Annotated in this window: 15 protein-coding genes; 8 read left to right on the top strand and 7 right to left on the bottom strand. The window is 54.5% G+C overall.

The genetic code is table 11. The annotated features are described in order from the left end of the window. Positions 1–67: 67 nt before the first annotated feature. The 5 genes from tcyJ to RVY89_RS04930 form a co-directional block, all read right to left on the bottom strand. A complete protein-coding gene (gene tcyJ / locus RVY89_RS04950) occupies positions 68–868 on the bottom strand; it encodes a cystine ABC transporter substrate-binding protein (RefSeq protein ID WP_023336163.1) in 801 nt (266 codons plus the stop codon). A gap of 86 nt (positions 869–954) precedes the next feature. Next, positions 955–1,506 carry a flagella biosynthesis regulatory protein FliZ gene (fliZ, locus tag RVY89_RS04945; protein WP_008500339.1) on the bottom strand — a complete coding sequence of 184 codons (552 nt, stop codon included), beginning with the start codon at positions 1,504–1,506 and terminating at the stop codon, positions 955–957. 54 nt (positions 1,507–1,560) lie between these two features. Continuing rightward, positions 1,561–2,280 (bottom strand): RNA polymerase sigma factor FliA, encoded by a 720-nt coding sequence (locus RVY89_RS04940; RefSeq protein WP_008500338.1) that lies wholly within the window; start codon positions 2,278–2,280, stop codon positions 1,561–1,563. A 129-nt stretch (positions 2,281–2,409) separates the two neighbouring features. After that, a complete protein-coding gene (fliB, locus tag RVY89_RS04935) occupies positions 2,410–3,615 on the bottom strand; it encodes a flagellin lysine-N-methylase (protein ID WP_484827084.1) in 1,206 nt (401 codons plus the stop codon). 62 nt (positions 3,616–3,677) lie between these two features. Continuing rightward, a complete protein-coding gene (locus tag RVY89_RS04930; RefSeq protein WP_023312294.1) occupies positions 3,678–4,502 on the bottom strand; it encodes a flagellin N-terminal helical domain-containing protein in 825 nt (274 codons plus the stop codon). 401 nt (positions 4,503–4,903) lie between these two features. Between RVY89_RS04930 and fliD the strand changes: the two genes are divergently transcribed. From fliD to amyA, 4 genes are read left to right on the top strand one after another with little or no spacing between them, the layout of a single operon-like run. Beyond that, positions 4,904–6,328, top strand: a complete 1,425-nt coding sequence (gene fliD / locus RVY89_RS04925) for a flagellar filament capping protein FliD (protein WP_484827083.1) — start codon at positions 4,904–4,906, stop codon at positions 6,326–6,328. Between the two features lie 21 nt (positions 6,329–6,349). Continuing rightward, on the top strand, positions 6,350–6,754 hold the full coding sequence (gene fliS / locus RVY89_RS04920; protein WP_023312296.1) for a flagellar export chaperone FliS: 405 nt from the start codon (positions 6,350–6,352) through the stop codon (positions 6,752–6,754). 6 nt (positions 6,755–6,760) lie between these two features. Continuing rightward, a complete protein-coding gene (fliT, locus tag RVY89_RS04915) occupies positions 6,761–7,135 on the top strand; it encodes a flagella biosynthesis regulatory protein FliT (protein WP_045908165.1) in 375 nt (124 codons plus the stop codon). A gap of 51 nt (positions 7,136–7,186) precedes the next feature. Next, positions 7,187–8,674 (top strand): alpha-amylase, encoded by a 1,488-nt coding sequence (gene amyA / locus RVY89_RS04910; RefSeq protein ID WP_484827899.1) that lies wholly within the window; start codon positions 7,187–7,189, stop codon positions 8,672–8,674. 102 nt (positions 8,675–8,776) lie between these two features. On the opposite strand, the gene yedD is transcribed toward amyA, so the two are convergent. Together yedD and fliE are read right to left on the bottom strand one after the other, a co-directional pair. Then, positions 8,777–9,190 (bottom strand): lipoprotein YedD, encoded by a 414-nt coding sequence (gene yedD / locus RVY89_RS04905; protein ID WP_109845215.1) that lies wholly within the window; start codon positions 9,188–9,190, stop codon positions 8,777–8,779. A gap of 74 nt (positions 9,191–9,264) precedes the next feature. Continuing rightward, positions 9,265–9,579, bottom strand: coding sequence for a flagellar hook-basal body complex protein FliE (gene fliE, locus RVY89_RS04900; RefSeq protein ID WP_008500329.1), 315 nt, complete (start codon positions 9,577–9,579; stop codon positions 9,265–9,267). A 228-nt stretch (positions 9,580–9,807) separates the two neighbouring features. Between fliE and fliF the strand changes: the two genes are divergently transcribed. Genes fliF through fliI form a run of 4 tightly spaced genes read left to right on the top strand, consistent with a single transcriptional unit; the run spans position 9,808 to position 14,548 of the window. Then, the gene (gene fliF, locus RVY89_RS04895) at positions 9,808–11,487 is read left to right on the top strand and encodes a flagellar basal-body MS-ring/collar protein FliF (RefSeq protein ID WP_484827082.1); all 1,680 of its coding nucleotides are present in this window, start codon (positions 9,808–9,810) and stop codon (positions 11,485–11,487) included. Then, entirely contained in the window at positions 11,480–12,478 is a 999-nt protein-coding gene (gene fliG, locus RVY89_RS04890) for a flagellar motor switch protein FliG (RefSeq protein ID WP_008500327.1), read from the top strand. Before fliF ends, fliG begins: the two co-directional genes overlap by 8 nt. Continuing rightward, on the top strand, positions 12,471–13,178 hold the full coding sequence (gene fliH, locus RVY89_RS04885; RefSeq protein WP_045908162.1) for a flagellar assembly protein FliH: 708 nt from the start codon (positions 12,471–12,473) through the stop codon (positions 13,176–13,178). The genes fliG and fliH overlap by 8 nt, the downstream gene beginning before the upstream one ends. Next, entirely contained in the window at positions 13,178–14,548 is a 1,371-nt protein-coding gene (fliI, locus tag RVY89_RS04880; protein WP_371899352.1) for a flagellar protein export ATPase FliI, read from the top strand. The genes fliH and fliI overlap by 1 nt, the downstream gene beginning before the upstream one ends. Positions 14,549–14,568: the final 20 nt, after the last annotated feature.

The following is a 14,568-nucleotide window of genomic DNA, read 5'->3' as shown; positions in this document are numbered from 1 at the left end:
TATGCACGCAGACGCGTAAGAAATAAAAAAGGCGCTTTTAAAAGCGCCTTTTTTTTACGGCAGAAACTTATTTCGTAACGTCTGCACCGAACCACTTCTCAGAGAGAGCTTTCAGGCTGCCGTCTTTTTGCATGTCAGCAATCGCGGAATCAATCGCTTTGACCAGGTCTTCGTTACCTTTACGAACGGCCACGCCTGATTCCTGACGAGAGAACGCATCACCCGCTACGGCCAGGGTATTGTTGGTTTTCTTCACCAGATCCAGCGCTGCCAGGCGGTCAACCAGAATGGCGTCGATACGGCCTACGCGCAGATCCTGGTATTTCGTCGGGTCATCGTCATAGGTGCGGATATCAACGCCCTGCACGTTCTGGCGCAGCCACTCTTCGTAGTTGGTTCCCAGACCGACACCGACTTTCTTCCCTTTCAGGTCTGCGGCAGTTTTAATCCCGCCTTCGTTACCTTTCTTCACCAGCGCCTGAATACCGGACACGGTGTACGGCGTAGAGAAGTCATACTTCTTCTTACGCTCGTCAGAAATGGTCACCTGGTTAATCACCACATCAATACGTTTGGAATCCAGCGACGCCAGCATACCGTCCCATTTGGTCGGTTTCAGTGACGCTTTAACGCCGAGGTGCTTAGCCAGCTCTTCAGCAAACTCCACTTCAAAACCGGTCAGCTTACCGTCATCGCCCTGGAAGCTGAACGGAGGATAGGTTCCTTCCAGCCCGACCAGCAGCGTACCGCGCTCTTTTACTTTATTCAGCAGGTTTTCTGCGGCGAACGTTTTCACGCTCATGCCCGCAACCAGCGCAACGGCCATAACACCCATCAGCGCCTGACGACCCAGAAGTGCAAATTTCATAAATACCCCGATATAGTGGAATTTTTACGTAGTGTAGAGAAATCGCCTGCAACGTCAAAGGCGACTGCGCTACATCTTATTCTTTTTTAATATATATCAGAAGTTGTTCCGGCGTGGGCTTTCTGCTTTATGGCACCCGGCATTTGTACCTTGTATTGCGCATACTTGCGCAGCGCAATTCGGTAGTTGTTAGTGCTGGTCGCAGGCAGCCACGGCTCCAGATTTTCATCCAGATAACCGGTTTTCAGCAGATCGCGAGAAATATTGTTTACGGTCAGATGTTGCCCAAGGCGACGCAGGCGAACGACATATTCGCGAACGGTGCCGTGGCTCATCTCCGTTTGTTCAAACAGGAACTGCTTGAAGCCGATAATATCGAAGAAGTCGCTTTGCTCTTTGCAGTGGAGATCGCCACAGAAACGGCAAAGCGCCACCCACTCTTTTTGCTCTTCGAGCCATGCTGCTTCGTCCATCAACGTGTCGAGGCGCGAAATCGCGATCTTATTGACGATTTCGCCGCGGCGAACCAGCGTGATACGATCGAGTAACTTGTTACAGTGGGCGCAATGCGTCTGGCTGTGTTTAAAGTCTTTCAGGTAGCGGCTTAAAGGCCGTCTTTTAGATTGCTGCACCGTCATGATAACTCCTGGCTGTCAATACGTTGTGCGGCATTTTTAAGGTGAATCAATCACCTATAACTTACCCAGCTTGGTTCGTAAGCGTTTAATGGCCTGGCTGTGCAGCTGGCTCACCCGCGACTCTCCCACCTCCAGAACAGCGCCAATCTCTTTGAGGTTAAGCTCTTCCTGGTAATAAAGGGTCAATACCAGCTGTTCGCGTTCAGGCAGAGCTTCAATAGCTTCCATGACGCGCTGGCGTAAATTCCCTTCCATTAAATGGTGTAACGGGTTTTCTTGCTGGTGCTCATCCGTCACCAGCTCGATGCTATCGCCATGCTCTTCTCGCCACTCGTCATAAGAGAAGAGTTGGCTATTATTGGTATCGAGCAACATCTGACGATACTCTTCAACAGCAATGCCAAGACGATCCGCCACTTCGGTTTCCGTTGCGTTGCGTCCCAGTTCCTGTTCCAGCTGCCCCATCGCATGCGCCACTTCGCGCGCGTTGCGGCGAACACTGCGCGGCACCCAGTCGCGGCTGCGCAGCTCGTCCAGCATCGCACCACGAATACGCTGAACTGCGTAAGTCGTAAATGCCGTTCCTTGCAGAGCGTCGTATCGGTCAACTGCATTCAATAACCCGATACCGCCCGCCTGTAGCAGATCGTCGAGTTCCACGCTCGCCGGCAAGCGCACCTGGAGGCGCAATGCTTCGTGACGCACCAGCGGGACATAACGCTGCCACAGCGAGTGTTTATCCATTACACCTTCAGCGGTATAGAGTGAATTCACGATAAACAGCCCTGCGTTAGTTGAGTTATCGGCATGATTATCCGATTCTGCAGGGCGTTCAATTGGATGAAAAAGGGGGATAAAGTGAGGTTATTCTGAGGTTGCCCCCAACAGGGGCAACTTTTCAGCCTAAATTAACAGTTGTAACAATGAAAGATCGTCGCCGAGTTTGACGCTATCTATATGTTGATGAAAGAGCTTTCCCGCTTCCTGATTATGCTGGCTAAGGGAGTGGAAGCTGTAAATAACATCAATGATATTATCTTGTTCAATTTTTCCCGCCACGAGCGCCTGACCGGCAAGTAACGTTTTAAGGAAATAGAACTCCGCAACGATTAAATAAAGGTTATTCAACATGCTGCGACCGTTGTTCTGCGGGAAGCCCTGCTCCCACAGCTTGTATTTAAAAAAGTTCTTAAATAAATGGTCATTGGTCGCCAGGTAACTGCCCGCCACATCGCGCCAGACGGACTCGATGTTCTCCATGACCTTTTCTGCCGGCACGGTGTCACCCGCAGACTCAAATTGTTGATAAAGCTGAGCAAAATAACGGTTTAATACCGCACCGCCGCGGGCTGTCGCTTTCTTCGTAAAGTAGCTCTGAATGAGCGAAATTAACGCGAATTTCAGGCTGTAGTTCTGATTAAATCCGTCTAATTCCGTTTTGATTTTACCGCTCACGAGTTCGTTAACCAGCGAGAAATAGACCGTTTCGAGCGTGCCGATATTTTCTTCCAGGTTCTCGAGTTTTTCAGCCACCATGAGGAATTTCACCACGGCGTAAACCTGTTCTTCAACGCTGACCGACTCAACGCTGAATATATTCTGGCAGAAGAGATTGATGACCTTTGCCTTCAAATCAATCATCGGCGCAGTATTGACGTCCTGCTGGACAATGACCGATTCCATCATCGACATAGACTCCCTATCGTTCAACAGAAGTCGGGTGACTTCCGGACACGAGAGGTTCAGCGATTTTTCGATTTCATTTTTATAGACCCGGTTTGTCCGCGGAAACGACGAACAGGTTGGGCTTAACGCCTGCGCGCCCATGGCGCTGTGAATAGAGCAGAGTTTTTCCGTATCCATAAACGGGCAGTTTTTACTTTCCGTATGGAAAATCACTTCGCCCCAGTTGCCATACTGTTTTTTGGTGACTTTTATCGCCGTTTTCGCCGTGTGACGAATGGCGGCATTTTTGCTGTTCAGGTAACGGTTAACGGAGGATTTATCAAACGCAATGGTCCAGCCCTGACAACAATGTTCACGGCATTCCCCACCGACACATGAAAAATCTGCGACCAGCTTTGGTTGAGTGACACTGATTTGTTTCACAGGCGGATTCTCAAATAGCAGAGATAAAAAAACCCCGCCGAAGCGGGGTTTCGTGCGTAAAATTAACGCAGCAGAGACAGAACGGTCTGTGGAACCTGGTTTGCCTGAGACAGAACAGAAGTACCAGCCTGCTGCAGGATCTGCGCGCGGGACATGTTGGAAACTTCAGTTGCGTAGTCAGCGTCCTGGATACGGGACTGAGCAGCAGACAGGTTGTTAGAGGTGTTGTTCAGGTTGTTGATTGCAGAAGTGAAGCGGTTCTGCACAGCACCCAGACCAGAACGTGCTTTATCAACGGTAGCGATAGCTTTGTCGATGGTGTTCAGGTCGGTAGCGGTCATTGCTTTCAGGTCGATAGCGTTCACGCCCAGAGTAGTAGAGTCAGCTTTCGCGCCGCTCAGATCCAGGTTGATGGTGTCGCCGTCGTTAACGCCAACCTGAATTTTAACCACACCAGCAGTACCTGCAGTGCCGTCCAGCAGTTTGATGCCGTTGAAGTCAGTTTTGCCCGCAACGCGGTCGATTTCAGCCAGACGAGCGGTAACTTCATCCTGCAGAGAAGCCAGGTCAGATGCGCTGTTGGTGCCGTTGCTTGCCTGAACAGCCAGTTCACGAACGCGCTGCAGGTTGTTGTTGATTTCGTTCAGAGAACCTTCAGCAGTCTGCGCCATGGAGATACCGTCGTTGGCGTTACGTGCTGCCTGAGTCATCCCTTTGATCTGAGCGGTCATGCGGTTAGCAATCGCCTGGCCAGCAGCATCGTCTTTCGCGCTGTTAATACGCAGACCGGAAGACAGACGCTCGATAGCAGTGCCCAGAGAAGACTGAGATTTGTTCAGGTTGTTCTGAGTGGTCAGGGACAACAGGTTAGTATTGATAACTGCCATAATTTTGTTTCCTTCAAAAATTGGGTTTTAGGTCCGGTGCCTAACACTCACAGCGTCTCTCACCGTCAACAAGGTTATCGACGGGTCCCCAAAAGACTTTAGAATCAATTTTGAAAAAATTACAACCAACTGATTATTAATGATTTTATTTTTAAAAAAACAATTAAGGTCCGCCAGAGACTTATTATTTACGCTTTTTTAACGCGCAAAGAGATGTCATAAAAGGCACACACTTATCCGTGTTTTTAATGCACTGATAATGACACTAAAGTGCAATCCATTCATTTACCCCGCCAGGACGCGTCTATTCTTCGGATTATTTTTTTCTCACCATCGTAAACTTTTACGCTGAGAGGCCGATAAGAGTCCTGAACTACTTTCGTATTTTAAGGAAAATATGCATGGCTACTATCAGTAACCTCGGGATAGGTTCTGCAGGACTCGGGGATTTATATAATCAGTTGGAAGCGGCAGAAAAAACCAAGCTGACGACGATTACTTCCCAGCAATCAACGTATAACGCACAGTTAAGCGCTTACGGCAAGCTGCAGAGCGCCATGACATCGCTGCAGACTGCGACCGCTGCACTGGGTAAAGCAACCACCTGGAACTCAACGTCCGTTAGCAGCACTAATACGGCCTTTACCGCCACGACGACGGCTGATGCGTCCGTGGGTTCCTTTGTTGTCAACGTCAACCAGGTTGCAAAAGCACAGGCGCTCACTACCGGCTCCTATGCTAACAATACCGACCTGCTGGGCGATACGACAGGCACAACGCGTAAAATCACCATCACCCAGCCGGGCACGAAAACGCCTTTAGAGGTAACCCTGGCAGATGGCGATACGTCGCTAGCCGGGATTGCGAGCGCCATTAACAAAGCGAACGGCAACGTCACCGCCAGCGTCATTAAAGCGAAAGACGGTGATTACCGCCTGATGCTGTCATCAAAAACCACCGGGACGGATGGTGCGATGACGGTCAGCGTTACCGGCGACGCCAAGCTGCAAAGCGCCATTGGCTACGACTCAACCACCAAAGCGGGTGCGCTGACGGTGAACACCGACGCGCAGAACGCGATTGTGGTGGTGAACAACATCTCCATCGAGCGCCAGTCGAATACCATTACCGATGCGCTGCCTGGGGTGACCTTCTCGGTGAAGGCCGAGAGCAAAGCTGATGAAACCCTTGAGGTTTCACGCGCAACGGATGCGAACCAGAAGGCAATCACGGACTGGGTCACGGCGTACAACTCGCTGCAGTCCACCATTAACAGCCTGACGAAGTATGTTCCGGTTGATGCAGGCTCCGGCAGCCAGTCTACCAGCAACGGCGCGCTGGTCGGTGATGCGAACGTGCGTGGGGTTCAGTCCCAGCTGCGCGGCCTGCTGACCGAAGTGCAGACCGGCTCCATTCAGATTATGGCCCAGCTGGGGATTACCCAGGACCCGGTGAAAGGTTCTGACGGTACCGTCGGTAACCTGAAAGTCGACACCGATAAGCTGAAAAAAGCGCTGACCGATAACCCGAACGCCGTACAGCAGTATTTTGTCGGTGACGGAAAGAAAACCGGTATGGCGACCCAGATGAACAACACGCTGACCACCATGCTCAGCACCAGTACCGGCAGCGCCGGGGTGATCCAGAACGCAAAAGACGGGATCAACAAAACGCTGAAAACGCTGGGCGAACGTTACGATGCCATGGATGCCCAAATTGAAGCCACCATGGCACGTTACAAAACCCAGTTCACCAGTCTGGACGTATTAGTCACCAAAATGACCAGTACAGCCAACTACCTGACCCAACAGTTCTCACAAAAATAGTCGTAGCCTTCAGGAGTGGATATGTATAAGACCTCTGGTGTTCAATCCTATCAGCAGATAGGAGTAGAAAGCGCAGTCATGAATGCCAGTCCACACCAGCTGATTGTCATGTTGTTCGACGGGGCGCATAGCGCCCTGGTTCGCGCGCGTTTGTTCATGGAAGCCGGACAAATTCGTGAGAAAGGCGAAGCCTTATCCAAAGCCATCAACATCATCGACAACGGTTTAAAAGCAGGACTGAACATGGAGGTCGAGAGCGAATTGTCCGGTAATCTTGCCTCCTTGTACGAATATATGGTTCGACGTTTGTTGCTGGCGAATGTCAGTAACGACGTAGACGCAATTGTTGAAGTCGAGGGTTTATTAAACAACATTGCGGATGCGTGGAAGCAAATCGGCCCCAATGCGTCCTCTATTTCAGGATAATTTTTGATGAATAATCCCAGCGCAGCGCTTAGCCACTGGCAGGCGTTACATGCTCAGAGCATTGCTATGCTAAATCTCGCACATTCTGGTCAATGGGATGCGCTTATCGAGCAGGAAATGCATTACGTACAACTGGTGGAAAGGATTTCTCAAACGCCCATCATGTCATGCCCTCCGGCTCAGGTTGAGCAAGCGCGTGCGCTGCTGGAAATGATCCTTGAAAATGAGAATGCGCTAAAGGCGCTGCTGAAAGTCCGCATGGACGAACTGCGCAGTCTGATTGATCAAACCGGTAAACAGCAATCCATCACGTCTACCTATGGAAAGCTGTCAGGGAATATTCTTTATCCAGAAAGTTTTACCCGCGACACACAACTATGATTTCTTCATCCATACTCCAGAAGTCTGCCAATGGCTTCTGGAGCAAGGATGATGAAAAACCCCACCCTGTTACAATGTTTTCACTGGTACTACCCTGCTGGCGGTGAATTGTGGCGAGAGGTCACGGCGTTAGCTCCCAATCTTAACGAAATCGGCATCAACATGATCTGGCTGCCGCCTGCCTCTAAAGGGGCATCCGGCGGGTATTCTGTCGGCTATGACACCTATGACCTGTTCGATCTGGGCGAGTTTGACCAGAAGGGCAGTATCGCCACGAAATACGGCGACAAGGCGCAGCTGCTGGAGGCCATCGACGCCCTCAAGAGCAACGACATTGCCGTGCTGCTGGACGTGGTGGTCAACCATAAAATGGGCGCCGATGAAAAAGAGCCTGTGCGCGTTCAGCGCGTGAACGAACAGGATCGCACGCAAATCGATGACGAGGTCATTGAGTGCGAAGCCTGGACCCGCTATACCTTCCCTGCCCGCGCCGGGCAATATTCCCAGTTCATCTGGGATTACAAATGCTTCAGCGGCGTCGACCATATAGAAAATCCAGATGAAGACGGCATCTTTAAAATCGTCAACGACTACACCGGCGAAGGCTGGAACGATCAGGTTGATGATGAGATGGGTAACTTCGATTATCTGATGGGCGAAAATATCGACTTTCGCAATCACGCCGTGACCGAGGAGATCAAATACTGGGCCCGCTGGGTCATGGAACAGACGCGCTGCGACGGTTTTCGTCTGGACGCCGTCAAGCATATTCCCGCCTGGTTTTACAAAGAGTGGATTGAGCACGTCCAGGAAGTCGCCGACCAGCCGCTGTTTATCGTGGCGGAATACTGGTCCCACGAGGTGGATAAGCTTCAGGCCTATATCGACCAGGTCGAAGGCAAAACCATGCTGTTTGATGCCCCCCTGCAGATGAAATTCCACGAGGCGTCACGTCAGGGTCGGGATTACGACATGAGCCAAATCTTTACCGGCACGCTGGTGGAAGCCGATCCGTTTCATGCGGTCACCCTCGTCGCGAACCATGACACTCAGCCTTTGCAAGCGCTGGAAGCCCCGGTCGAAGCCTGGTTTAAACCGCTCGCTTACGCGCTGATCCTGCTGCGGGAAAATGGCGTGCCGAGCGTCTTTTATCCGGATCTCTTTGGCGCCAGCTATGATGATACAGGGGGAGACGGAGAAACGTACCATATTGACATGCCGGTCATTGAGCAGCTTCACGAGCTGATCCTCGCGCGCCAGCGTTTTGCCCACGGCGTACAAACGCTATTTTTTGACCATCCTAACTGCATTGCCTTCAGCCGCAGCGGCACCGATGACGATCCCGGCTGCGTGGTGGTGATGTCAAACGGGGACGACGGTGAAAAAGTGATTTGCCTGGGTGAAAACTACGGCAACAAAACGTGGCGAGATTTTCTCGGCAATCGCGAAGAAACCATCACTACGGCGGCGGATGGCGAAGGGACGTTTACCTGCAAAGGCGGAAGCGTGAGCGTGTGGGTAATAGAGGATGCGTTGTAGAACGGGAAACGTGCAGCCTGATGCCCTCACCCCGTCCCTCTCCCACAGGGAGAGGGCGCAAACACCAAAAACGGCAACGAGGTTGCCGTTTTGCGTTTACCCTTAGGGCAGCTTACTCTCCAGCGGATTCTTGCTCAGGTAATCGGCACACTCAACCGTTGGGCGATCGACCTTCTGCAGCTCCAGCCCGTCGTACTCAAGCGTCGAGCCATCGCGCTCCAGCGGATAGATATCCAGCTTGCGCGTCACGTTGTAATAGCTGTCTGAACGCAGCATGATTTTACCCGGCACGGCAATCACGCGCTGCCACTGACGGCAGTCCAGCGTATCACCCTCTTCCGTCACCACCAGCGTGGCAATCGCATTCGGGCTGACCATGTTGCTCTGCGGCCCTTTCGACTGCCAGTATCCCGCCAGATGGGCCGGGACAGGATGCTTGATCACGTCGTTATAATTATCGACCTGAACGCACCCGGTCAGTGCCAGCAGCGCGCCAGCAATTGCTATTTTTTTCATCATCTTTCCTGCATTCGAAGAAAAAAATATTGTGGCATTAAAGCGCTGCGGCTGCCAGCGAAGATCGACAGGTCTTAGACCTGCATCCCCATGACTTCCTGATACGCCGACACCAGCTTGTTACGCACCTGGATCCCCATCTGCAGGGAAACCGAGGCTTTTTGCAAATCGGTCATCACATCATTCAGCGCTACGCCGGGCTCACCGAGGGTAAACTTTTCGGCCTGAGTGCGTGCTGCAGTCTGGGTATCACTGATACGGTCAAGAGCGGCATGCAGTTGCCCTGCGAAGCTGATGCTCGGCTGCTGATCTGCCACATTCTGGTTACGGGCCGTCATCGCCGTTGCCTGCAACTGACTGATTACCCCTTCAATGCCCTGTATAGCCATGACTTTCCCCTGGATGGTTTTTTACGCGGTCAAGACTAACAGCTTGTCAATAAGATAATGGCGGTAAATAGCATGAAAAAACCAGGTTATTTGACCCATAGAAAATCACGAATCATCAAATAATGGCAGGGCCATCAATATGGAACTTTTGTCGTGTTTGCCGACCCGGGAGTCAGTTTTGTTTCTCTACACGAATAACGTAAACCACCAGGATTTAAGAGGTGCGCAATGAGTGCAACAGCATCGACAGCGCCGCAGAATAAATCACTCGAGTGGATGAACCGCCTTCGCGCGAATCCTAAAATCCCGTTGATCGTGGCAGGCGCTGCCGCAATTGCGATCCTTGTAGCGATGGTCCTGTGGGCGAAAAGCCCTGATTACCGGACGCTCTACAGTAACCTTTCCGATCAGGATGGCGGCGCCATCGTCACCCAGCTTACCCAGATGAACATCCCTTATCGCTTTGCCGATAATGGCGGTGCGCTTGAGGTACCGGCAGATAAGGTGCACGAACTGCGTCTGCGTCTGGCCCAGCAGGGGCTGCCGAAGGGCGGCGCGGTGGGCTTTGAGCTGCTGGATCAGGAAAAATTCGGTATCAGCCAGTTCAGCGAGCAGGTGAACTACCAGCGTGCGCTGGAAGGTGAACTGGCCCGCACCATTGAAACATTAGGCCCGGTGAAGAGTGCCCGCGTGCACCTGGCGATGCCTAAACCTTCCTTATTTGTCCGCGAACAGAAATCACCTTCGGCTTCCGTGACCGTAAACCTTGAGCCTGGCCGCGCGCTGGACGAAGGGCAAATCAGCGCGGTGACGCATCTCGTCTCCAGCGCCGTCGCCGGTCTGCCGCCGGGTAACGTGACGCTGGTTGACCAGAGCGGTCACCTGCTGACGCAATCTAATACCGCCGGTCGCGATCTGAATGACGCGCAGCTGAAATATGCCGCCGATGTCGAAAGCCGTCTCCAGCGCCGTATCGAAGCCATCCTTGGCCCGGTCGTGGGTAACAGCAACGTGCACGCGCAGGTTACCGCGCAGATCGACTTCGCAAATAAAGAACAAACTGAAGAGCAGTACAGCCCGAACGGCGATGCGGCTCAGGCGGTGATGCGTTCACGCCAGATCAATTCGAACGAACAGGTCGGCGGTGCATACCCGGGCGGCGTGCCGGGCGCGCTCTCTAACCAGCCTGCCCCGGCTAACGCGGCGCCGATTTCTACGCCTCCGGCCAATCAGCAGAACGGTCAGCAAAATAATCAGCAGACCACCTCAACAGCCAGTAACGCCGGTCCGCGTACCAGCAGCCGTAACGAAACCACGAACTACGAAGTGGATAGAACGATTCGCCACACTAAACTGAACGTGGGCGATATTCAGCGTCTTTCCGTTGCGGTGGTGGTGAACTACAAAACGCTGGCGGATGGCAAACCGTTGCCGCTGACCGCCGAGCAGATGAAGCAGATTGAAAACCTGACCCGCGAAGCGATGGGTTACTCCGAGAAGCGCGGCGATACCCTCAACGTGGTGAACTCACCGTTCAACTCGGTTGAAGAGACCGGCGGTGAACTTCCGTTCTGGCAACAGCAGGCGTTTATCGACCAGCTGATGTCCGCAGGACGCTGGCTGCTGGTGCTGATTGTCGCTTGGCTGCTGTGGCGTAAGGGCGTTCGTCCGCAGCTCCAGCGCCGTGCTGAAGCCGAAAAAGCGGCTCGCGAACAGATGTCTACGCGTCAGGAAACGGAAGAAGCGGTTGAAGTTCGCCTCAGTAAAGATGAACAGATGCAGCAGCGTCGTGCTAACCAGCGCATGGGCGCTGAGGTCATGAGCCAGCGCATTCGCGAAATGTCAGATAACGATCCGCGCGTCGTGGCGCTGGTCATCCGCCAGTGGATGGGTAACGAACATGAGTAATACGCTTACGGGCACCGATAAAAGCGTCATCCTGCTGATGACCATTGGCGAAGATCGCGCGGCAGAGGTGTTTAAACACCTCTCCCAGCGCGAAGTGCAAATTCTCAGTGCGGCCATGGCCAACGTGCGCCAAATCTCCAACAAACAGCTGACCGAAGTGCTGTCAGAGTTTGAACAGGAAGCCGAACAGTTTGCCGCGCTGAACGTCAACGCCAACGACTACCTGCGCTCCGTGCTGGTCAAGGCGCTGGGCGAAGAGCGTGCCGCCAGCCTGCTGGAAGATATTCTGGAAACGCGCGATACCGCCAGCGGTATCGAAACGCTCAACTTTATGGAACCGCAGAGTGCCGCCGACCTTATTCGCGACGAGCACCCGCAGATTATCGCCACCATCCTTGTCCACCTCAAACGTGGTCAGGCGGCCGATATTCTGGCCCTGTTCGAAGAGCGCCTGCGTCACGATGTGATGCTGCGTATCGCCACCTTCGGCGGCGTCCAGCCGGCCGCGCTGGCGGAGCTGACCGAAGTGCTGAACAACCTGCTCGACGGCCAGAACCTCAAGCGCAGCAAAATGGGCGGCGTGAGAACGGCGGCGGAAATCATCAACCTGATGAAAACGCAGCAGGAAGAGGCCGTCATTACGGCGGTTCGCGAATTCGACGGCGAGCTGGCACAGAAAATCATCGACGAGATGTTCCTGTTCGAAAACCTCGTCGAAGTGGACGACCGCAGCATCCAGCGCCTGCTCCAGGAAGTGGATTCCGAGTCGCTGCTTATCGCCCTCAAAGGCGCCGAGCAGCCGCTGCGCGAGAAGTTCCTGCGCAACATGTCTCAGCGTGCGGCCGATATCCTGCGCGACGACCTTGCCAACCGCGGCCCGGTTCGTCTGTCTCAGGTGGAAAACGAACAGAAAGCCATTCTGCTTATTGTTCGTCGTCTGGCGGAAACCGGCGAGATGGTGATTGGCAGCGGAGACGACACCTATGTCTAATGAGCTGCCGTGGAAGCGCTGGACGCCGGACGATCTGGCGCCTCCCCTCTCCGAGTTCACGCCAGCCGTGATCCCGACCGAGGAGCTTGACCCGGACGTCGAACAGCCTGAGCTGAGCGAAGAGGAGCAGCAGGCGCAAATGCTGGCTCAGCTGCAAATGCAGGCGCACGAGCAGGGCTACAATGCCGGTCTGAACGAAGGCCGGCAGAAAGGCCACGAGCTGGGGTATCAGGAAGGCCTGTCGAAAGGGTTAGAGCACGGTATCGATCAGGCGCGCCAGCAGCAGGCGCCGATCCATGCCCGCATGCAGCAGCTGGTCAGCGAGTTCCAGCACACGCTGGACGCGCTGGACAGCGTGATTGCCTCGCGTCTGATGCAGATGGCGCTGGAAGCCGCGCGTCAGGTGATCGGTCAGACGCCCGTGGTGGATAACACTGCGCTTATCAAACAAATTCAGGGCTTGCTGCAGCAGGAGCCGCTGTTCAGCGGGAAGCCGCAGCTGCGCGTTCATCCGGACGACCTGCAGCGGGTGGAAGAGAGCCTGGGCGCAACGCTAAATCTGCACGGCTGGCGTCTGCGGGGCGACCCGTCGTTGCATCACGGCGGCTGCAAAGTCTCTGCCGATGAAGGCGATCTGGATGCCAGCGTCGCCACCCGCTGGCAGGAACTGTGCCGCCTGGCGGCACCGGGAGTCGTCTGATGACCGCGCGCCTCACCCGCTGGCTCACCACGCTCGACAACTTTGAGACGAAGATGGCGCAACTGCCGTCCGTTCGTCGTTATGGCCGACTGACGCGCGCCACCGGTCTGGTTCTCGAAGCCACCGGCCTGCAGCTTCCGCTGGGCGCGACCTGCGTCATTGAGCGCCAGGACGGTCTGGAAACGCGTGAAGTGGAAAGCGAAGTGGTCGGGTTTAACGGCCAGCGCCTGTTCCTGATGCCGCTTGAAGAGGTGGAAGGCATTCTGCCCGGCGCGCGCGTGTATGCCAAAAACATTTCTGGCGATGGGCTGCAAAGCGGGAAACAGCTGCCGCTTGGCCCTGCACTGCTGGGCCGCGTGCTGGACGGCAGCGGGAAACCGCTCGACGGGCTGCCATCCCCGGACACCACCGAAACCGGCGCGCTGATCACCCAACCGTTCAACCCCCTGCAGCGCACCCCTATCGAGCATGTGCTGGACACCGGCGTGCGCCCGATTAACGCCCTGCTGACCGTGGGACGTGGACAACGTATGGGCCTGTTCGCTGGCTCAGGCGTAGGTAAATCCGTCCTGCTCGGCATGATGGCGCGCTATACCCAGGCCGATGTGATCGTCGTGGGGCTGATTGGCGAACGTGGTCGTGAAGTAAAAGACTTTATTGAAAACATTCTGGGTGCGGAAGGCCGCGCCCGTTCGGTGGTTATCGCCGCGCCGGCGGACGTGTCGCCGCTGCTGCGTATGCAGGGTGCAGCGTATGCCACCCGTATCGCCGAAGATTTCCGCGACCGCGGCAAGCACGTGCTGCTGATCATGGATTCCCTGACCCGTTACGCGATGGCGCAGCGCGAAATCGCGCTGGCCATCGGCGAGCCACCGGCGACCAAAGGCTACCCGCCTTCGGTCTTCGCCAAGCTCCCTGCCCTCGTTGAGCGCGCGGGGAACGGCATCAGCGGCGGCGGCTCCATCACAGCTTTCTATACGGTACTGACGGAAGGCGATGACCAGCAGGATCCGATTGCCGACTCCGCGCGCGCGATCCTTGACGGCCATATTGTACTGTCGCGTCGTCTCGCCGAAGCCGGACACTATCCGGCCATTGATATTGAAGCCTCTATCAGCCGCGCAATGACGGCGCTGATAACCGAGAAGCACTACGCCCGCGTGCGTAACTTTAAACAACTGCTCTCCAGCTTCCAGCGCAACCGCGATCTGGTCAGCGTGGGGGCGTATGCCAAAGGCAGCGACCCGATGCTCGACAAAGCGATTACCCTGTGGCCGCAGCTGGAGGCATTTTTGCAACAAGGCATTTTTGAACGCGCCGACTGGGAAGATTCAATTCAGGCACTGGAGCTGATTTTCCCGCAGGTGTAACACAGGTGGAGGGCGAAGGT

This window comes from Enterobacter sp. 3U4 (assembly GCF_057224565.1).
Note: the sequence above shows the minus strand (reverse complement) of the source record. Positions and strands in the feature narration are given on the sequence as shown.